This is a genomic window from Roseibium sp. (assembly GCF_965232425.1).
In the GTDB taxonomy this organism is placed as follows: Bacteria; Pseudomonadota; Alphaproteobacteria; order Rhizobiales; family Stappiaceae; genus Roseibium.
Map to the genome: position 1 here is coordinate 2746328 of NZ_OZ246971.1, position 19124 is coordinate 2765451.

General features: G+C 60.1%; 21 protein-coding genes and 1 tRNA gene. 9 read left to right on the forward strand and 13 right to left on the reverse strand.

Going from position 1 to position 19124, the window contains the following annotated elements; all coding sequences use genetic code 11:
• Window positions 1-13: 13 nt before the first annotated feature.
• Window positions 14-1273, reverse strand: a complete 1260-nt coding sequence (ispG, locus tag ACO08A_RS12610; RefSeq protein WP_421980138.1) for a flavodoxin-dependent (E)-4-hydroxy-3-methylbut-2-enyl-diphosphate synthase — start codon at window positions 1271-1273, stop codon at window positions 14-16.
• Window positions 1274-1458: 185 nt separating this feature from the next.
• Here ispG and ACO08A_RS12615 point away from each other — a divergent pair, with 185 nt between their 5' ends.
• The 4 genes from ACO08A_RS12615 to ACO08A_RS12630 all read left to right on the forward strand — a co-directional run bounded on the left by ACO08A_RS12615 (window position 1459) and on the right by ACO08A_RS12630 (window position 5761).
• Entirely contained in the window at window positions 1459-2346 is an 888-nt protein-coding gene (locus ACO08A_RS12615; protein ID WP_422041379.1) for a 4-hydroxy-3-methylbut-2-en-1-yl diphosphate synthase, read from the forward strand.
• Between the two features lie 285 nt (window positions 2347-2631).
• Complete coding sequence (locus ACO08A_RS12620) at window positions 2632-3414, forward strand: 3-hydroxybutyrate dehydrogenase (protein WP_422041380.1); 783 nt, start codon at window positions 2632-2634, stop codon at window positions 3412-3414.
• A gap of 37 nt (window positions 3415-3451) precedes the next feature.
• Window positions 3452-4465, forward strand: coding sequence for a patatin-like phospholipase family protein (locus ACO08A_RS12625; protein WP_421980135.1), 1014 nt, complete (start codon window positions 3452-3454; stop codon window positions 4463-4465).
• Between the two features lie 465 nt (window positions 4466-4930).
• On the forward strand, window positions 4931-5761 hold the full coding sequence (locus tag ACO08A_RS12630; protein ID WP_422041381.1) for a pentapeptide repeat-containing protein: 831 nt from the start codon (window positions 4931-4933) through the stop codon (window positions 5759-5761).
• An 84-nt stretch (window positions 5762-5845) separates the two neighbouring features.
• On the opposite strand, the gene ACO08A_RS12635 is transcribed toward ACO08A_RS12630, so the two are convergent.
• Window positions 5846-6646: a MipA/OmpV family protein gene (locus tag ACO08A_RS12635; RefSeq protein ID WP_421980133.1), complete on the reverse strand. Its 801-nt coding sequence runs from the start codon at window positions 6644-6646 to the stop codon at window positions 5846-5848.
• Window positions 6647-6877: 231 nt separating this feature from the next.
• On the opposite strand from ACO08A_RS12635, the gene ACO08A_RS12640 reads away from it, so the two are divergent.
• Window positions 6878-7174, forward strand: a complete 297-nt coding sequence (locus tag ACO08A_RS12640; protein WP_421980132.1) for a YggT family protein — start codon at window positions 6878-6880, stop codon at window positions 7172-7174.
• A gap of 61 nt (window positions 7175-7235) precedes the next feature.
• Here the strand turns inward: ACO08A_RS12640 and ACO08A_RS12645 are convergent, their stop codons facing one another.
• The 4 genes from ACO08A_RS12645 to ACO08A_RS12660 form a co-directional block, all read right to left on the reverse strand.
• Window positions 7236-7427: a Trm112 family protein gene (locus ACO08A_RS12645; protein WP_422041382.1), complete on the reverse strand. Its 192-nt coding sequence runs from the start codon at window positions 7425-7427 to the stop codon at window positions 7236-7238.
• A 36-nt stretch (window positions 7428-7463) separates the two neighbouring features.
• Entirely contained in the window at window positions 7464-8141 is a 678-nt protein-coding gene (locus tag ACO08A_RS12650; protein WP_422041383.1) for an LON peptidase substrate-binding domain-containing protein, read from the reverse strand.
• 86 nt (window positions 8142-8227) lie between these two features.
• Window positions 8228-9226: a thioredoxin gene (trxA, locus tag ACO08A_RS12655; protein ID WP_422041384.1), complete on the reverse strand. Its 999-nt coding sequence runs from the start codon at window positions 9224-9226 to the stop codon at window positions 8228-8230.
• A 122-nt stretch (window positions 9227-9348) separates the two neighbouring features.
• Window positions 9349-9870: a prolyl-tRNA synthetase associated domain-containing protein gene (locus tag ACO08A_RS12660; RefSeq protein WP_422041385.1), complete on the reverse strand. Its 522-nt coding sequence runs from the start codon at window positions 9868-9870 to the stop codon at window positions 9349-9351.
• Between the two features lie 241 nt (window positions 9871-10111).
• On the opposite strand from ACO08A_RS12660, the gene ACO08A_RS12665 reads away from it, so the two are divergent.
• Window positions 10112-10186, forward strand: a tRNA-Gly gene (locus ACO08A_RS12665).
• Window positions 10187-10259: 73 nt separating this feature from the next.
• Here ACO08A_RS12665 and ACO08A_RS12670 read toward each other — a convergent pair.
• On the reverse strand, window positions 10260-11285 hold the full coding sequence (locus ACO08A_RS12670; protein WP_422041386.1) for a zinc ribbon domain-containing protein: 1026 nt from the start codon (window positions 11283-11285) through the stop codon (window positions 10260-10262).
• A 251-nt stretch (window positions 11286-11536) separates the two neighbouring features.
• On the opposite strand from ACO08A_RS12670, the gene ACO08A_RS12675 reads away from it, so the two are divergent.
• Window positions 11537-12103, forward strand: coding sequence for a hypothetical protein (locus tag ACO08A_RS12675; protein ID WP_422041387.1), 567 nt, complete (start codon window positions 11537-11539; stop codon window positions 12101-12103).
• A gap of 120 nt (window positions 12104-12223) precedes the next feature.
• Here ACO08A_RS12675 and ACO08A_RS12680 read toward each other — a convergent pair whose 3' ends face one another.
• From ACO08A_RS12680 to ACO08A_RS12700, 5 genes are all read right to left on the reverse strand, one after another.
• Window positions 12224-12451: a hypothetical protein gene (locus ACO08A_RS12680; protein ID WP_422041388.1), complete on the reverse strand. Its 228-nt coding sequence runs from the start codon at window positions 12449-12451 to the stop codon at window positions 12224-12226.
• A gap of 78 nt (window positions 12452-12529) precedes the next feature.
• Window positions 12530-13813 carry an ATP-binding protein gene (locus tag ACO08A_RS12685; RefSeq protein ID WP_422041389.1) on the reverse strand — a complete coding sequence of 428 codons (1284 nt, stop codon included), beginning with the start codon at window positions 13811-13813 and terminating at the stop codon, window positions 12530-12532.
• Window positions 13797-14480, reverse strand: coding sequence for a winged helix-turn-helix domain-containing protein (locus tag ACO08A_RS12690; protein WP_422041390.1), 684 nt, complete (start codon window positions 14478-14480; stop codon window positions 13797-13799). Before ACO08A_RS12690 ends, ACO08A_RS12685 begins: the two co-directional genes overlap by 17 nt.
• A gap of 72 nt (window positions 14481-14552) precedes the next feature.
• Window positions 14553-14879 carry a PepSY domain-containing protein gene (locus ACO08A_RS12695; RefSeq protein WP_422041391.1) on the reverse strand — a complete coding sequence of 109 codons (327 nt, stop codon included), beginning with the start codon at window positions 14877-14879 and terminating at the stop codon, window positions 14553-14555.
• A 177-nt stretch (window positions 14880-15056) separates the two neighbouring features.
• The gene (locus tag ACO08A_RS12700; protein ID WP_422041392.1) at window positions 15057-15941 is read right to left on the reverse strand and encodes a DMT family transporter; all 885 of its coding nucleotides are present in this window, start codon (window positions 15939-15941) and stop codon (window positions 15057-15059) included.
• Window positions 15942-16524: 583 nt separating this feature from the next.
• Here ACO08A_RS12700 and ACO08A_RS12705 point away from each other — a divergent pair.
• Window positions 16525-18060, forward strand: a complete 1536-nt coding sequence (locus ACO08A_RS12705) for a hypothetical protein (protein ID WP_422041393.1) — start codon at window positions 16525-16527, stop codon at window positions 18058-18060.
• A 36-nt stretch (window positions 18061-18096) separates the two neighbouring features.
• On the opposite strand, the gene ACO08A_RS12710 is transcribed toward ACO08A_RS12705, so the two are convergent.
• Window positions 18097-18582 (reverse strand): hypothetical protein, encoded by a 486-nt coding sequence (locus ACO08A_RS12710; RefSeq protein WP_422041394.1) that lies wholly within the window; start codon window positions 18580-18582, stop codon window positions 18097-18099.
• A 131-nt stretch (window positions 18583-18713) separates the two neighbouring features.
• On the opposite strand from ACO08A_RS12710, the gene ACO08A_RS12715 reads away from it, so the two are divergent.
• Window positions 18714-19112 (forward strand): nuclear transport factor 2 family protein, encoded by a 399-nt coding sequence (locus ACO08A_RS12715; RefSeq protein ID WP_422041395.1) that lies wholly within the window; start codon window positions 18714-18716, stop codon window positions 19110-19112.
• Window positions 19113-19124: the final 12 nt, after the last annotated feature.

A 19124-nucleotide genomic window follows, 5' to 3' on the forward strand; every position in this document is an offset into this window, starting at 1 on the left:
CCCTTCGGCGGGATCAGGCTGCATCGGACGATGATTTCGCACCGGTGCCGTAGCGCTTCTCGATATAGTCCAGAACCATCTTCTTGAACTCGTCCGCGATGCCATCACCGCGCAGTGTCGCCACCTTTTCGCCGTCCACGAAGACGGGGGCCGAGGGCGTTTCGCCGGTGCCGGGCAGTGAAATGCCGATATCGGCATGCTTGGATTCACCCGGGCCGTTGACGATGCAGCCCATCACAGCGACGTTCAGGCTTTCGACGCCCGGATACTGCTCGCGCCACGCGGGCATCGATTCGCGGATATGGTCCTGAATGTCGCTCGCCAGTTCCTGGAAAACGGTGGAGGTTGTGCGGCCGCATCCGGGGCAGGCCGCCACGACCGGAACGAACGCCCTGAACCCCATCACCTGAAGAAGCTCCTGGGCCACCTGAACCTCGCGGGTGCGGTCGCCGCCCGGTTCCGGGGTCAGCGAGACGCGGATGGTGTCGCCGATGCCCTGCTGCAGCAGGATGCCCATGGAGGCAGCCGACGAGACAATGCCCTTGGTGCCCATGCCGGCTTCGGTCAGGCCGAGATGAAGCGCATAGTCGCAGCGGCGCGCCAGATCGGCGTAAACCGCAATGAGATCCTGAACCTGGCTGACCTTGGCAGACAGGATGATCTTGTCGCGGCCCATGCCGAGGCTTTCGGCCCGCTCCGCCGACAAAAGGCCGGACTGGATGATCGCCTCCCGCATGACCGCGGCCGCGGACACCGGATCGGCACTTTCCGCGTTTTCGTCCATCAGCTTCGTGAGCAGTTCCTGGTCGAGCGATCCCCAGTTGACGCCGATGCGTACCGGCTTGTCGTGCTTCAGAGCGATGTCGATGATCTGCGAAAACTGCGTGTCGCGCTTGGCCTTGAAGCCGACATTTCCCGGATTGATGCGGTACTTGTCGAGCGCGGCGGCGCAATCGGGATAATCGGTCAGGAGCTTGTGGCCGATATAGTGAAAGTCGCCAACCAGCGGAACATCGATGCCGATGCGCTGCAGCCGTTCCTTGATGCGCGGCACTTGTGCAGCGGCCTCTGCCCGGTCAACGGTGATGCGCACCACCTCCGACCCGGATCGGGCAAGAGCCGCGACCTGGGCAACCGTTGAATCCGCATCGGCCGTGTCGGTGTTGGTCATGGATTGCACAACAATCGGCGCATCACCGCCAACCTGGACATTGCCGACCATGACACCCACGGATTTTCGGCGGGGCAGGGGTTTTGCGAAATCATCGATCATGACTGAAGCCAACCGGTTGAGGATGTTTGTCCACCATATGAGGGAATTTGGCCCAACTTTCCAGCACTGGATGGAAAAGTGCGGCGAAAAGCATACGGAATTGAGCGTTGCTGCGCGCAGCGCTAGCGATTTTCTAAGGAATCTCTACCTATAGTGAAGCGTGTCGGTCATCCTGGGGGCAATTCATGTTCATTACCGTGCTGGAACGATCCTTGTCCCTGGCGCAACACAATGTCGGGACGGTTTTCAGAACCGGCTGGGCCTATATCCTGCTTCTGCTCGCACTCAATTTTGCCATCGGATCCGCGCTGATGCCCGAGAGCGGGTTTTCGACCGTGTCCTACATGACGGAACCGGTCGCCAAGGCGGATGAGGGGGCGCTGCGCACGCTTGCAGCCCTTGCCAACCTGCTGGTCGGATTTTCAATCGCGATAGCCTATGTCCGGCGCATCCTGATCGATGCGCGCGACTTTCCCGTCGTGGTTGGTAGGCGTACCATCAGGGTGATCTTCTTCCAGATCGTCCTTGGTCTGATCGGGTTCCTGTCGCTCATCCCGCTGATCATTGCTGCGTCGATAGCGGCTGCCCTGACCGGCGGTCTGGGTGCGCTGCTGATGGTGTTCGCGCCGTTCATCGCGCTGATGGTGGTCCAGAGGCTCTCCGTTGTCCTGCCAGCTGCGGCGGTCGACGATCCGCTGTCCCTGAAAGAAAGCTGGCATGCAACGTCTGGGATGGGCTGGGCCATGGCCTTTTCGGCGCTGATCATGAGCCTGCTGGCGGGTTTCCTGGTTTTCGTCTGGGGCTTTCTCCTGAGTGTCAGCGACGGTCTGGTCCCGGCGAGCGATCTCTGGCAGCAGGTCCGGTCCGCAATCTTCCCGATGGGTACCATGCTGATCCTGGTCTGGGTCTTTTCCAGCCTGCATGCAACATTCTACGGGCTGATCCGCGAGCGCTTCGCCGAAAAACTCGGTCTTCGGGAAGAGGATTACCTGCAGGCCGATGCCCAGAGACAGGTGGCGCGCGAGCGCGCACACAAAGCGCTCGCCGGTGCAAGGCGCGTCAAGCGGGACTGATCTCACCTAGGGTACGGACCCATAAATGAAGCCATTTTGCCGTCCTTCGGATTTGGCCGTTTTGACCATCTGCCACGTCGCGAAAGGCTTGAAAATGAACCACATTTCCTGCGCTTTCGCTCCTCGCAGTTGGTCAAAACGATCCAAACCAAATTGACTTCATTTATGAGTCCGTACCCTAGGCAGCCGGTCCGGCTTGCATCACTTTTCATCATTGTGATGTTGCAGTGCGGCGATAACTGGTGAAATGTGGCTCCAGATTTTTTCTTGCCTGGGAGATCCCGCATGCTTGCCAACAAAACCGCCGTTGTTACCGGATCAACCTCGGGGATCGGCCTTGGCTGTGCCCGCGCCTTCGCCGAACAGGGTGCCAACATCGTGATCAACGGTCTCGGCGATGCTGACGAAATCGAGCAGACACGGGCGTCAATCGAAGCCGATTTCGGCGTCCGGTGTGCGTATTCACCGGCAAACATGCTCAAGGCGGACGACATTGCGGCCATGGTGGCGGACGCCGAAAAGGATTTCGGGTCGGTCGACATCCTGGTCAACAATGCCGGTATCCAGTTCGTGTCGCCCGTGGACGAGTTTCCGGTCGACAAATGGGACGCGATCATCGCGATCAACCTTTCCTCGGCGTTTCACGCGATCCGCGCCGCCGTGCCTGGCATGAAACAGCGCGGTTGGGGCCGGATCATCAACACGGCTTCCGCGCATGCGCTCGTGGCGTCTCCCTACAAATCCGCATATGTGGCGGCAAAACACGGGATTGCAGGCCTGACGAAAACGGTCGCCCTGGAAGTGGCGGAGCAGGGCATCACCGTGAACGCGATCTGCCCCGGCTATGTCTGGACACCGCTCGTCGAGGCGCAGATCCCGGACACGATGAAAGCGCGCAACATGACCGAGGAGCAGGTCAAGAAAGAGGTTCTGCTCAAGGCGCAGCCGACCAAGGAGTTCGTCACGGTCGACCAGGTGTCGGGATATGCCGTGTTCCTGTGCAGCGATACGGCATCGTCGATCACCGGCTCGGTCCTGCCGATCGACGGTGGCTGGACCGCCCAGTAAATCTGCAAGGGTCAAATTTCGGGGAAAGGCGACGGACGTGGCTGCTGCCAAGAAGATCAATCTCGCATTGCAAGGCGGAGGCGCCCACGGCGCCTTTACCTGGGGTGTTCTCGACTGGTTTCTGGAGGACAGCCGTTTTTCCATCGAGGCGATCACCGGAACATCCGCCGGAGCCATGAACGCGGTCGTGCTGGCCAGCGGCATGGAAGCAGGCGGCGAGGAAGGCGCGCGTGCCAGCCTCGAGGCGTTCTGGCGCGAGGTCAGCGACGAGGCCCGCTTCAGTCCCATCCAGCGCTCGCCGCTTGACGTCATGCTCGGCAACTGGAGCCTCGATCACTCGCCGAGCTATCTCTACTTCGACGTTCTGTCGCGATTTGCGTCCCCTTACGAATTCAATCCTCTCAACATCAATCCGCTCCGCGATGTCGTCGAGAAGATGGTCGATTTCGACAAGGTGCATTGCTGCTCCGGCGTCAAGCTGTTCATTGCGGCGACCAATGTCTTTTCGGGCAAGATCCGGGTGTTCAGCGAAAAGGAAGTCACGCTGGACGCGGTGATGGCATCGGCCTGCCTGCCGCAGCTCTACCAGGCGGTGGAGATCGATGGCGAACCCTACTGGGACGGCGGTTACATGGGCAATCCGCCGCTCTATCCGCTGTTCTACAATACCGAGACGCCGGATGTCGTTCTCATCCAGATCAACCCGCTCGAGCGGCGCGAGGTTCCGAGAACGGCGCGAGAGATCGTCAACCGGCTGAACGAGATCACGTTCAACTCCACCCTGTTGAGAGAACTCCGGGCGATCGATTTCGTCACGCGGCTCATCGAAGAAGGAAAACTCTCGAAGGACGAATACATGAAGGTGCACATGCACCGGATTTTTGCGCGTGAACTCAAACCGCTCCAGGCCTCGTCCAAAATGAATGCCGAATGGGCCTTCCTGACCGAATTGCGGGATCTGGGACGCGACACCGCTAAAGAATGGCTGGATGCGCATTTCGACGATATCGGCAAGCGGTCGACCATTGATCTCAGGGACGAGTTCGCCTGAGCCGGCGCGCACAACCCGAAACGCGATTAACGCCTTGTTAGCCACGTTCGCAACCAGCGTTGCAGAATGCAATGCATGACATATGAAGACTTCCTGAACAAAATCAGCATTTTGTGGTGGCGTAAGTACGACCGACTAGATCTGGATACTTTTTCCGGGCAACAAACTGGCAAGGCTTTTGCGATCTGATTGGCACGCTGATTGTCAGGTTGTGCGTCGTCAGCGCCTTATGTGGTGGAAAGAAGCGGGCATCTGCGACCCCGCCCGCTTCTTTCTTCCCACTTTGCTTTGCCCAAAACAGACCCGGACAAGACTTGTGTCAGCCCCGCTGCTGCACAATTCGGGTGATATTTTGACCGCAATCTCATAGCATTTTTGTCAATAGGCGTTTTCTGGACAGAAACCGTCCTTAAACTGTTGCTGTTGGATACCTATCTTTAGGTCAGATCGAAAAAAGGGTTTGGAATGACGAACCGGGTTACGCATGTTCTTGCAGCAGGTTTGGGTGCAATGGCTTTCCTGTCGATTGCCGGCGGTGCCCTGGCCGGCAGCGATGAAGAGAAAATGGCCGAGATCAAGGAGAACGGCGGCTGTCCCAAATGCGATTTGAGACTGACCGAGTTCAGGTTCCTGAATGTTGAAAATCCGGATTTCAACCGCACCAACCTGCGCGAAACGGACCTGAAGGAAGCCGTGCTGACCGGCGGCGATTTCCGCAACTCCGATCTGAGACGCGCGGAAGCGGAGCGGGCGAACTTCGCCGGAAGCAACTTTACCGGTTCGAACATGCGCTCCGCCGATCTGGAGAAAGCCGACTTCACCGACGCCAATCTGACAGGGGTCGATCTGCGCGACGCGGATCTAAACGCCAGCATCCTGAACGGAGCCGTTTTCGACAATGCCGATCTGCGCAACGCCGCGTTCATCCGTTCGGTTGCCACCGGCGCTTCGTTCGAAGGCGCCAAGATGGACGGCGTGAACCTGGAGCGGGTGGACTTGAACGGCGCGAATTTCAAGAATGCACGCATCCGGCAGGGAAAACTGGACCGGATCAAGGCCGACGGCGCGGACTTCTCCGGAGCTGATTTTACCGGTGTCCGGCTGGTCAGTGCCGACCTCTCCAATGCCAACCTGACAAATGTCGATTTCGATGGCGCGCTCCTGCGCCGCACGCGTCTGGTCGGTGCCGACCTGACCGGCGCGGACAATCTCGATCCGAGCCGGATCCTGGGCGCCTGCGGCGACGCGACCACGAAGCTGCCGAAAGGCATCGAGCTGATCGAGTGTTCCTACTAGGACGCGACTTCACATCGACCGATCCAAAGAAAAAGGAGGCCTTGAGCCTCCTTTTGTGCGTTTGTGAGCGAGTATCCTCAACTCTCAGAAAACGTCGAACGCGAACCGGTAGCTGACGCCGACGCCGATGCTGAACTGGTCCTTGCTGCCGGCTTCCGCGATCGGGCTGTCCGCCGCGTCGCCGACCAGACGGTCATAGCCGCCGCGAATATGCAGACGCACGTCGTCGTTCCAGTCATAGCTGCCGCGTGCGGCAACACCGACGCTCTTGAAACCGGCACCCGGATCATACTGCGTCAGGCGGCCGCCGCTGTTGGCGGCTTCCGTGGCGGTCACGCCGAAATAGGTGTCCATGTATTCGCCCGACGCAAAGCTGGCGCGGGGCCCGAAGCTGAATTCCCACTTGTCGCCCGGGTAAAGAATACCGTCGATTCCCAGCTGGCCGACCTGGCCGGTGTGACCGTTGATGCCCTGGCGCAGTTCGGCGAAGGCGCGGAAATGTTCCGTGCGGAAGCCGCCGCCGAGCCCGAGTTCAAGCGCCCAGTCGACCGTGTCGGTGCCGGTAAGGTCGGAGCTGTCGCTCGCCTTGCGTTCGCCGATGAAATTGAAGGACGGGAAGAAGAACACGCCTGCCCTGCGGCGTCCGTCAACCACCTGACCGAGGCCGGGAAGGTAGAAGCGGCCGACCGAAATGATCGGCATCGGGTAAACCAGGTAGGAATCCGCCGATTCATACCGGGGTTGGACGATCGCGCCGATGCCAAGGTCCACCACGAATTGTTTCGTCGCATCCTCAGCGGAGATTTCACTGCTCTGTGCGAGGGCGCTTCCGGACGCGGCGCCCATGGCGAGAGCGAGCGCAACGCGTGTCAAGGTCTTGAACATTCAGGCCACATCCATATGGAGATCATTTGCGTGCAAGATAGCACGAAGCAGCCTTACTCAAAGCCTAAGGAATCCTTGTTTTGGCGAAGTGTTGCATTTGAGCATCGGATTCGCCTGTGACCCTGTCAAAGGCGGCGTTCGGACAATCCCAAGATCTTGAAAGTGCCGTCTTGCAGGGGCGCGGCTGGGGGGCTACATGAGAGGAAATGCATTTCGGCAGTAGGAAATCACATGAACGCTTTGGTCGGATCGCTCCTGGACGTTGTCAGCACGGCACTCTACCTCTACTCGATGGTCATCATCGCTAGCGCCATTTTTTCATGGCTCTATGCGTTCAACATCGTGAATTCGAACAACCAGGTGATCAACACGATCGGCCGTGTTCTCTACAATCTGACGGAGCCAGCGCTGCGGCCGATTAGGCGCTTCATGCCGGACCTGGGCGGCATCGATATCTCGCCCGTCATTCTGCTGCTGATCATCATGTTCCTGCAGAGTTTCATCGCCCGCATCGCGTTTTCCATGTAAGCAAAAAGCCCGGACGTGAAATCCGGGCTTTGTTGCGTTCCGATTTCCCCAGGGGGCAATCCTAGTCGTCCAGCTGCCGCGCCTCGTCCGGCAGCATGATCGGTATGCCGTTGCGGATCGGATAGGCGAGCTTCGCCGATCTTGAGATCAGTTCCCTGGCTTCGGCATCATATTCAAGCGTCGTCTTGGTCACCGGGCAAACGAGAAGCTCAAGCAGCTTCCGGTCGACCGGACGTTCGGGTGTGTCGTTCATCGGAAATAATCCTCTCAGGACGGTCCGCGAGGCGGCTTACTGCAGCGTCGAGCCGCCATCGTTCTGTGACCGTGCCAGATCCATCTCGGTGATGGCAATGAGCGTTTCGGCGCGCGTCTTCAGGTCGCGGGCTTCCAGCAGCGCCTGTTTCTCCTGCGGGCCGTAGGGGCACATCATGCACAGTGCATTGACAAGCACCTCGGTCTCCGCCTCCGAGACGCTTTGCCAGTCCGCTTCCAGATTGTTGGCATCGAGATAGTCGCGCAAGGTCTTGAGAAGCCCGTTGCGGTCGACATCCTCCTCGCCGTCCCCACAGGTCAGATCGGTCGCGAACGGCGCGAAATCACATTCGACTTCCCGGAAGGCGCTGTAGGTCGTCAGCTCCTTTCCGAGGGCAAAACGGGTGACCCCCTGAAGGGTGATCAGGTAACGCCCGTCGCCGGTTTCCTGAAAACTCGTCAGCCGGCCGACACATCCGACATTCGCCAGCGCCGGAGTATCTGACTGTGCGGACGAGGCCTCGGAGGCGGGCTGAACCATGCCGATCAGGCGGTTGCCGGACAGGGCGGCATCGATCATGTCGAGGTAGCGCTGCTCGAAGATGTTCAGCGGCAGCTGCGTTCTGGGCAGGAGCAGTGCGCCGGAAAGCGGGAAGACGGGCAACACGGGTGGCAGATCCGCGATCGTTTCGTATATGGCATTTCCCGCCTGCATTTCCTGGCCTTTTTTTGTTGTGTTCGTTCAGGCACCGGTGCTTGGGACCGGTCTTACCCGGTTATGTGTGTCACTGCGCGCGATCGTCAAGAAAACAGAACCGCCGAGAGTTTCCGCCGGCCGTAGTTGCTGGCCGGATCCTTGAAGCCCCAGGCTTCGAAGAACTGCAGAAGCTGCTTGCGGGCGGCGTCCTCGTTCCATTCGCGGTCCCGGCGCACGATCTCGATCAGCTGGTCGACGGCGCCTTCCTTGTCTCCCTTGCCGTTGAGGCCGAGGGCGAGGTCGAAGCGGGCCTGGTGATCCAGCGGATCCTTGGCGATACGGTCCTGGAATTCGGCAAGATCCCCGAGCGAGGCGGCCTGCTCGGCAAGGTCCAGTGCCGCTTTCGCCGCCAAGTAGGCCTCGTCGGAGCGCTTGTCCTCGGGGACGAGTTCGAGCGCCTGTTTCGCACGGTCGAGTTCTTCCGCGCCGAGATAACACTGCGCGAGGCCGGAAATGGCCTTCACGTTGTCCGGTTCCATCTGCATGACGGCGCCGAACATCTGGGCGGCCTGCGGAAAGTCGTTTTCCGACAGAAGGGCCGCGCCCTGTTCCAGATAGGCGTCGGTCTGGTTCGCCGGGGCCGGCCCGGCCAGCTTTTCGATGAATTCCTTGACCTGGCTTTCCTGTTGCGCGCCCATGAAGCCGTCCACCGGCTGGCCGTCCTTGAAGGCGACCACGGCGGGAATGGACTGGATGCCCATCTGCCCGGCGATTTCCGGATGATCGTCAATGTTCATCTTTGCCAGCTTGACCGTGCCGCCGGCCGCCTTGACCGCGGCCTCGATAATCGGCGTCAGCTGCTTGCAGGGTCCGCACCAGGGCGCCCAGAAGTCGACGAGCACGGGCTGGTGCCGGGAGGCTTCCAGAACGTCGGCCATAAAGGTCTGCGTGGTGACGTCGAACACCAGGTCACCGCCGGATGCGCCGTTTCCACCGCCGTCGCCGCCGCCGAAACCGCCGCCCTGGCCGCCGTAACCACCACCCATGCTGGCACCGAATCCGCCGCCAACCTGGCCGCCGACGCTGTAGTTGCCATTGCTCATTTGCCCGCCTCGTGTTTTCCGGCCGTGGATTTCACACCGGCCATTCTCGCATCTCGATTATTCGAATCTGCTCCTAACATGGAGCCGCCGCGCTTGAAATACAAACTCCCGTATCGGGAGACCTAGAGCCCGGCGTCCTTCGCCTGTTCGCTGACCGCCAGCACACGCGCCTCGTGACCGCAGGCTTCGGCGAATTTCAGGAGATCCGCAGCGCTGATCGCCGTTGTCGCATCGTTTCTGAGCGGATGGTAGTTGAGGATGTCGTGCTGCATCATCGCCGCATCGAACACTGGCGTGACCCGCAGGCTGCCGCGGTCGTTGATCAGCGAGAACGGCGTCACCGATCCGGGTTCAACGCCCAGAACCTCCATCAGGAGATCCGCATTGCCGAATGACACCCGGCCCTGTGCGCCGACGATCTGGTGCACCTTTTTCAGGTCGATCTCCGCATCATGGAGCGCGACGATCAGGAACAGCCGGCCCTTCTTGTCCTTGACGAACAGGTTTTTCGTGTGTCCGCCCGGGATCCGGTCGTGCAGGTCGCCGGATTCGGCCACGGTGAAAACAGGCTGGTGATCGACGGTGGAAACCGTAATGCCGAGTTCGGCCAAGAAGGACAGGAGGTCGTCGCGCGTCGCTGGCATGTTTTTTCCCGGGATAGTGTCTGGTTCAGGCTGTTTAGCGCGATTGCCCGTCCTGCGACAAGCGGAAACCGATCGGAAAAACGCCTGTTTTCTGCCGGTTTTTGTTTGCTGCCCGGTCGGCAGCCGTCAAAAAGACACCTAAAAAAAATTCTTCAATTTCCTTGTTGCAATCCGTCCCGGCTTGGTCCATATACTGCGCCACCGACGCGGAGGCCGGACGGCCCGAGCGCAGGAACACTATGCGGGTGTAGCTCAGGGGTAGAGCACAACCTTGCCAAGGTTGGGGTCGTGGGTTCGAATCCCATCGCCCGCTCCAGATTTCAAAGGCCTACGAGAAATCGTGGGCCTTTCTGCTTTTGCAGGGAGCTTGCCTGTTCTCGTGGTTGAACTCATGGCTGCAGAGACAGGCGATCGGAAATTTCGTCCAAAAACGCCTCTATGAACGTCTCGCCGCCACGCATGAAGATCGGTTTTCCGGGTATCTTCGTTCGTGCCTCGACACGGGTTCCGTCCTGGGTCCGGGAAAACTCCAGCTGCATCTCACCCGCCCAATTCCAGGCAGAGGATGACGTTTCGGTCTCCAGAACGCAGCTCTCAGTGCCCTGACTGCCAGATTTGATCGGCAGCTCACGGCCCGCCAAGGCTGTCGCCGCCGCTGCTATGACCCGACCGGGAGGCATGTCATAAAGGCGCGATGCCTGCCGTTCCGTGTACCAGTTGAACCGCCGTTTCACCTTGGCATCAAGTTCCATCATGAATTCCACCGGTGCCAGTTTTGCACCCGAAACGTTCACGATTGGCAAGACGCCCTTCAGAAACTGCTCGGCCGTCATGCCGCCCATGGTTGTTCCCGCGGCGTCTTCGACGAGCTTTCGAACCTCCGGTGAATGCAGAACGAGGCGATAATCGAGCGTGTCCTGCCAATCATCAGAATCTGTTTCGAATTTTTCCCCGTCGATGGCCGGTGGTTTAGCCGCAGACAAGGCGTTTCCGCACCGGCTACAAAACTTGTCGGTGTCATTCACGTCGTTGCCGCATTGAGAGCAGAACAATTCAGAGTCCTCCCAGGTCAGGGGCCTTTCCCATTGACCGTCCGTGTTGCTCGTAAGGTGGCAAAAATGGTCGATTTTGTCACTGTGCGCTGCTCCACGAAGAGCGCCCAGAGCGTAGAAGATCTTTCCGCTGAAACTGCCGTTTCGCACTGCGGTTTCAAAGCCCCGTCGATATTCACGAAAGGCCAACCGTGCGTTCAACCTCGGTGTTGCTTTGCTCCGGCCCTGTTCCCTGATGACTTTCGATTTTGCGAAGGAGTTTTTCGTATTTGAAAGGTCAGTCACCCAAGCAATCGGACGATTAGAGCAACTAATTGTATTCATTGATTGTTTTTTCAGCAACTCGTGGCGCGCCTTGTGCAAGGGCAGGCGTGTGCTTTCGGACCAACCGGGACACCGGCAGCCGGTATTTGAGGACGCACCGTCCGATCCGAGTTGGGTCGGTGCGGTCAGTTTGCTGGCCCCGGGAGGAAAGAAACAACGCCTGAGGCGGGTGCGCTACCTGGCCTTGTCGGGAGAAACAATCTGCCCCGTAAGCCTGTAGGCAGAGTGGATGCTTGATTTGATTTAAAGGGAAAGACACCGTGATGTTTTGTTTTCCACGTATCACTGCTTTGACTTTTTTACTTGTTGCCGCTCCGACCTCCGGTCACGGCGCGACTGTTTCAAACGTCGGCACGTTTGAGGGCAGCGCTGACTTCGCAAGCAGCGGCGGGGGCGCGATCGTCAATGCCGCACATCCTGCCTATGTCCCCAACAGCACCTCTTCGGCCTGGGTCTGGGATGCTAATCCGGCGGCGAGCCCGATCACGTTCACGCACACTTTTGACCTGACCGGTTATGACATAAGCACGGCATCGCTTTCCGGCTTCTGGGGTGCGGACAATTTTGGAACGGCAAGCCTGAATGGCAATGTGATAAGCAGCATTGCGTTCGGTTATCCGGCGTTTCAGTCCCTGACAGCTTATATGGCCACATCGGGATTTGTCGGTGGTCTCAACACATTAAGCTTCAACGTGACGAATTTGGGGGCCTATTCCTCCCGCAACCCGGCAGCGTTTCGTGCCGAAGCGCTGGTAACGGCCACACCGGTTCCACTGCCGGCGCCCTTTGGCCTTCTCGCTGGCGCCCTTGGTGTTCTCGGTCTTGCAGGATGGCGCAGGAAGCGCGCAGCCGCCTGAACCGCGTCATGCAGTCCTGTCACGTTACTTCAACGAAACAGAAAAAGCCGCCTATCGGGCGGCTTTTTTCGCTTGAGCGGCTGCTTTGCATTGGTGCCATGAGAGGCAAGGCACCCGCCGTCACGCGGTGGGCTGGGTTTCGCGGATGATGCGGAAGCCGGGGCCTTCGATGTCTTCGGAGGGCTTCGGCATGAACGGGGCCGCAAGGAGCGCAAGGCCGGTGGCCGCGAGGGCGAACATGGCCAGGAGGGCCATGACCACCAGGCCAAGACCGGCCAGGGCGCAGCCGACAAACAGCGCAACGGCGGCCGCGGCGGCGGAGGTGATTTTTGCAAGAACGGTTTTCATCAGTGACATCTCCATATTCATGATCTCTTCGATGACCCTGATATGGAGACCCGGGCTTTCGCCTGCCTGACCGCAAGTTTACATTTCTGTAAAGTTGAGCGTGACACGCAGACCGTTCGGATCGTTTTCCGTCAGGCGCAGTTTCGCGTCGTGACGGTCCGCGACGGCGCGCACCAGCGCCAGGCCCAGTCCCGTGCCGTCGCTTTCGCGGGCCGCATCCAGACGGACCATCGGTTTGATGATTTCCGCAAACTCGGACGGATCGACGCCGTCGCCGTCGTCGGCCACGCCGATCGCGCCGCCATGGGCAAACAGCGTGACCCGGTCGCCCCCGTGCACCAGGGCGTTCTGAATGAGGTTCGCCAGCGCCTGGACCAGCATCTGCCGGTCGGCGATGACGGTTGCGGGCGCTGTCACGGAAAGGTCGAGATGCTTGCCGCTGTCCTCGATCACCGCCTCGTATATTGCCGCGATTTCTTCCGTCAGATCCCCGAGCGCGACCGGTCCGAAGCCGTCCCGGCCGACGCCGGCCTCGATCCTGGCAATCCGCATGATGGTGTCGAAAATGCCCGAAAGCCGTTCGGCTTCTTCGAGCGCCGCGCTGCGCTCCTCCCCGTCCGGCAGCATTTCCAGCCGGGCCCTCAGACGGGCGAGCGGGGTCCTGAGGTCATGGGCGAGGCTCGCGCTCAGATGGCGGGTCTGCGCCACCAGGCGCTCAAGTTCGTCCGCCGTTCTGTCGAGGCGGCGGGCCAGATCATCCAGGTCATCGGAGGAGCGCGCGGTGCCCGTGCGCGCTTTCAGGTCGCCATCGGCCAGCCGGCCGAGCGTTTCGTTGATCTTCTTCAGGCGCCGCTGCGCCAGATATCCCGCGCCCAGGCCGATGGCGAGCGCGACAGCCACCACGACAGCCGCCGTGGTCCACAAGATACGGCCGAGCAGCTCAAGCGCGTCGAGACTGTCATCGAGCGGCACGGCAATGAGGACAGGTTCGTCCTCGCTGTCTTCGGTGATCAGGACGCGCCAGGCTTCCGATCGCCTGAAGTCCTTTTCCAGGCTGACGGTTCCGCCACCCCGTTCCGCGACGCGGGCGAAGGCTTTCGGAAGGCCGCCGAGACCGGAGACCGGCCGGATGATCACGGAAAACGTATCGCGTTCCATGTCATCGGCCTCAACGGCGGCGGCCAGGCCAGCAAGCGAGGTATCCACCCGCTGCAGCACGGCGTCCCGGCCGAGCGTCAGCGCCACGATGATCGCAACGGCCATGCCGACGGCAAACAGGCCGGACAGCAGCAGCGTCAGCCGCAGGGCCGACGAGCGGACCAGCCAGCGGACGGGCGCGATGAGCCTACCTGCCAAAGACATAGCCTTCGCCCCGCCTGGTCCGGATCAATTCGTCGCAGAATGGTTTGTCGATCTTGGCGCGCAGACGGCTGATATGGGTCTCGACGACGCTGGTCGTGGGGTCGAAGCTCATGTCCCAGACCTGTTCCAGCAACATCGTGCGGGTGACCAGCCGGCCGGGGCGTCGCATGAAATATTCCAGAAGCTTGAATTCCTTGGCCATCAGCTCGATGGTCCGGCCCTGGCGCTCGCAGTTGCGTGAAAGAAGGTCGAGGCTCAAATCCGCGAAGCGGAGCACGGTCGGTTCGCTGGTTTCCGACGCCGCGGTCTCCCGCCTGCGGCCGAGCGCGTTCACGCGCGCCGACAGTTCGACAAAGGCAAAGGGCTTGGTGAGATAGTCGTCGCCCCCCGCCTCGAACCCTTCAACGCGCGAGTCGACTTCGCCGAGCGCCGTCAGGAACAGCGCAGGCGTCGTGTCCTTGGAGGCGCGCAGCGATTTCAGCACCGCGAGCCCGTCCAGACCCGGCACCATGCGGTCGAGGATCAGGACGTCGTAGTCCTGGCCCATGGACGCGAGCAGGGCTTCCTTGCCGTCCGTGAAATGATCGACGACATGGCCCTCTTCGCGCAACCCGCCGGCGACCCATGGTCCGAGGTCCCGGTCGTCTTCAAGAAGTAGAATTCGCATGTCTTTCCATAGGCTGTTTCCGTCCGGGGAAAAAGGCCGCCGTTTCCGGCAGCCTCTTGCGCGATGTTTGTATTAGCCCGCAGACCTGTCGCCGTCATCATTGTCATCGTCGCCATCCGCCTCGACTTCCAGGACAGCCCCGGTTTGCGCGTCGATTTCGACTTCCACTTCCTGTCCGTCGGCGGTCAGGATCTCGATCTCGTAGACCTGTTTGCCGTCCTCCTGCTCCAGCTCGGTTTCCTGAACCGTGCCCGGTACCTCCTTGAGAGCGATCTCAATGGCTTTGGTCATATCGAGGTTCGCTGCCGCAGGGACAGACTGCGCCGAATGGGCGCCAATCGCACTTGTCGCCAAAAGCATGCCAGCTGCAATCGTTCCGCAGATCAGTTTCTTGTCCATGTTTCTTCTCCATCTCCAGGTTTCAGAAAGGCACCGCGCCTTTCGATGACCTGAAGATGGACGGCGCAGCTTACGCTCACCTGCGCCCGACTTTACAATTGTGTAAAGAACGCGATTGTCGGTCTGGCTGGGTTGAAAGGGCAGGACGACACGCTGCGGGCCAGTGCCGCTTGCAGACTAGCCGGTCCGCTGCTTCACCAGGCGCTCGCGCCACATCATGTAGAGGCCCGAGAACACGATCAGGGCGGTGCCGGCCAGCATCGAAAGGCCGGGGCGTTCGCCGAACACCGCCATGCCCAGGATCACCATGAAAAGAAGCCGCGCATAGCGAAAGGGTGCGACGACGGACAGGCTGGTCGAGCGGATCGACGCGGTGAGCAGCAGGTATCCGAGCGAGCCCAGCAGGACGATGGAGACGAGAAACACCCAGTCCGCCTCCGGCGGCAGAAAGGTGTCCCCATCCAGCACGATCCATGCCATGGCAAAAGGCAGGGCGGCGAGCGCCGAATAGGCCGCCAAGCTGGCAGAGGCCATGTCGGGCGGGGTCATGCGCGTCGTCAGATCGCGAACGGACAAGCCGACCATCGACAGAACCGCCCACAGGGACACGGCGTCGAAGCCGTCGGCCCCCGGTTGCACGATCAGGAGAACGCCGGCAAATCCGAGCGCGATCGTGCTCCAGCGGCGCCAGCTCACCTTCTCACCGAGAAACACGACGGCGCCCAGCGCCACCAGCAGAGGCGTCGCCTGGATGATCGCCCCGACCGCGGAAAGCGGAACGAGAGCCAGGGCCATGACCATGCCGACCATGGCCACGACTTCAGCGAGATAGCGGACGAGGAAAACCGGTGCGAAGATCCGGCGATCCATCAGCCGTGCGCCCTGCAGCTTGGCGATCAGGCAAAACATGACCGACCCGCCCGCCATCATCAGGAACATGATCTGCGGTGGTGCGACGGATTCCGAAACCAGTTTGATCAGGGTGTCGGCCATCGCGAATGCGCCCATGGACAGGACCATCAGGATGATGCCGCGCAAATTCGACTCGGTGGCCTGGTTCATGGAGCTCCGCTGCTTCGGTTTCGGCCACTGACCTTAGGTGATGGACCCATAAGTGAGGCGGAAATGGTTTGAGGCGGATTGCTTCTTCTCAAGGAGCGGAAGCGCAGGAAATGTGGTTCATTTTCGAGCCTTTCGCGACGCTGGGGAGAAGCAATCCGGTCAAATCCGAAGGACATGGAAATGGCTTCCCCCCGTGGCGTCAACGTGCTTGACCGGGCAGGAACCCCGCTCCGCACACCCTTCCTGACGGGATTTCGCCATTTCACATGCCATTTCAGTCTCATTTATGAGTCCATCACCTAACGCGCATATGTACCCGATTTCCAAGAAACGGCAACGGACGGCAGGACCGCCGCGGGAAACGGCCGGTACTCGGACTTCCGTTTTCCGATCAGGCGAAGTCCCATCAAGTGTTTTACACGGCAACCTAGTCACCTGAATCTGAAGTTCGACTCACTTTGCAGAGGGCTTCGAACGAGCTTCAAATTCACCGCACTAGCATTTATACACTGACGTTGCGTTAAATCTCTTTGCGCGCCAAAGGTGAAGTTTTGCCCGTGTTTGTTTCGATTGGATCCCTGTTGTGAACGTCATACCCGTAGACCCCGAGACCTTTCAGCCGGCACTCGACGCGGCGTCTGCCGGCGACAGGATACAGTTGACACCGGGGACTTACAGCGGCGTCTACACGATCAGCCGCCGGTGCGGCGCCGCCGGCCGGCCCATCGTGATCGAGCCCGCGCCGGGTGTCGATCCGAAGGACTGCGAAATCAGCCGGGGTGTGAGCGCGGACGATTTTCGCCTCCCGGCCAACCGGCTGGCGCAGCACGCGCTCGAGATCGGATATGATTTTCCCGGCCTTTATCCCTGGATCGATGATGCCAGCCTGCGGATCTACCGGTGCCAGCACGTGGTGGTGCGCGGCCTGGCCTTCTCGAAGTCCTGGCCGACCCACGTCTTCATCGAATCGGCCGCCGATATCAGCCTTCAGGACTGTGCCTTTGAAGATGCGACCTTCTGCATCGGTGCGCTGGGTGCCGTCACGCGGGATATCCTGATCGAGAATTGTACCTGGACACAAGACACGGTTCCCGACCGCCTGTGGCAACAGATCCCGTGGTTCCGGGTGCATGGTGAAGAGGTTGATGCTGAAAAGGACTACCGTCTCTTTGACGGGGATTTCTTCCGGTCCAACGAAATCTCCGGCGGCGTCACCATCCGCCACTGCACGATCAAGGCGGCGTTCAACGCGATACACGGCTTCAACACCTCGGCCCAGGCCGCGCTCAATCGTGACTTTCACATACACCACAACACATTCGAGCAGATCCGGGACAATGTGTTCGAACCGGAGGACGGCGCGTCGAACTGGTGGTTCCACCACAACGACATGATCGATGTTCACAAGTGGTTTTCGATCGAGTGCGAGACGCGCGGACCGATGTACATCTTTTCCAACACGGGATCCTTCCGCACGCAGCAGGGGCCGGACCCGTCTCAGGGCGAAAAGGACGACAACAGGGGTGGTGCGGTCTTCAAACCGATCAAGAAGGTCGCGCGTGCAAGGGGACCTTTCAGCGGTCTTTACGTGTTTCACAACAGCTTCATCACCCGGTCCAGCTACATCAAGAAGGGGCTCCTGCCGGGCCTCAGCCACAGGAACAACGCCATCGCCTATGCGCCAGCCAAAGGGGAAACGCCCAGGGCAAACGGCTTTTTCGGCAAGGTTCTAGAGCCGGAATACGACAAGCGGTTCACGTCCAGCTGGCCCCGATGGACCATCGATTTCGACGGGGATGTCGTTGAATTTCCGGCCTTTGCGGCCGAGATTCTCGCTGCCAGGTACCCGCTTGGACGAAACACCAATGACCAGGGCCCGGACTTTGCAGGCGCGGGCCATACGCCTCAGGAGTTCGAGCTGACTGCCAACAGCCCGGCAAGAGGAACATCGATCGCCTTCAGCATCTTGCTCCCCTCAGGCCACTGGTCTTCACCTGGGGGCCTCAATGTGGGGGCCTTGCAAGGCCAACCGGGGTCTCCTGAAAGCGATCGCTTTCAAGGTCCCGTATTCCAGCCAACCCTCGAAGAACGGCACTATGACACGTTTGTGGGGGTCTAGGTTGAGCAGCGTCTGCCGTCTCTAGTCTGCGCGCGGTTACCCGCACTCCGCCTGCGGTGCCGGATAGAGCAGGAAGACGCGGTCGTCGCTTTGCATGAGGTCCGGTGAGAAATCCTCGCCTTCGACAATCAGATAGTCGACGATGGACATGCGCAGGTTCTGGCCGCGGAGGGTGAACCGGATGCGGCCACCATCGCCTTCCGTTCCACAAGAGCCGTCAGCGCGGCAATAGGCGAAGCTCTGGTAAAACCGCCCGTCCCTCAGCGTGAATGCAAATTTCAACACGATTGCGTAGTCGTCCGGGCGCATGGTCGGGTCCGCGGTGAACCAGATGCGCGCGACCTGCTGTCCGGGATGCGCGGCAAGATGATCCGTCGAATAAACCCGAGAATAGCAAGCCCCATTTGCGAACCGTTCGGCAAAGCCTTCTGCTTCGGCGGTCTCCAGTCCTGCAAACAGACCGGCGGTTGCCAGCGTGCCCGCCAGAGCTTTCCTCCTTGCAACAAATGATCTTCCAGGCACGGAGTGTTCCTTTCGACGTTTGTTCGTTGGTCTCGGCAACGCCGCAGCATAGCATCTTGACCCCGGATACGGTTTCGCGAACCATTTCCACGTTCCTGATCCCAGCGCTGAAAGGGGCCGGAGGCGCAGAAATGACCATCAAAACCAGCAACACCGGCGTTGTCCGATCTTTCGTTGACGCGTTCAACGCAGCTGATCATCAGACCATGGCGTCCTGTCTCGCTGTTGAGCTTGTGGCAGAGGTGACGCAGAGGGATGGCAGCACGAAGCAAGTAAAGAGCCGGGATGCCTATATGAACCTGATCGCGCAACTGGATATCGGGACCGTTCGCCCGACCCTGACGATCACCCAGATTGCCGACGTCAATAAAGACCAGGTGTTGGCGATGTTCGAGGTAAGAGCGGTGCGCAAGGGCCGAAAGCTGCACAACTTCGCTGCCTATCTCATGACCATACGCGGTCAGCAGATAAACAGGATCTGGATGGTTGAGGCACTGCCTGAAGAGAGCGACACATTCTGGTCCGCGTGATACCGGTGTATC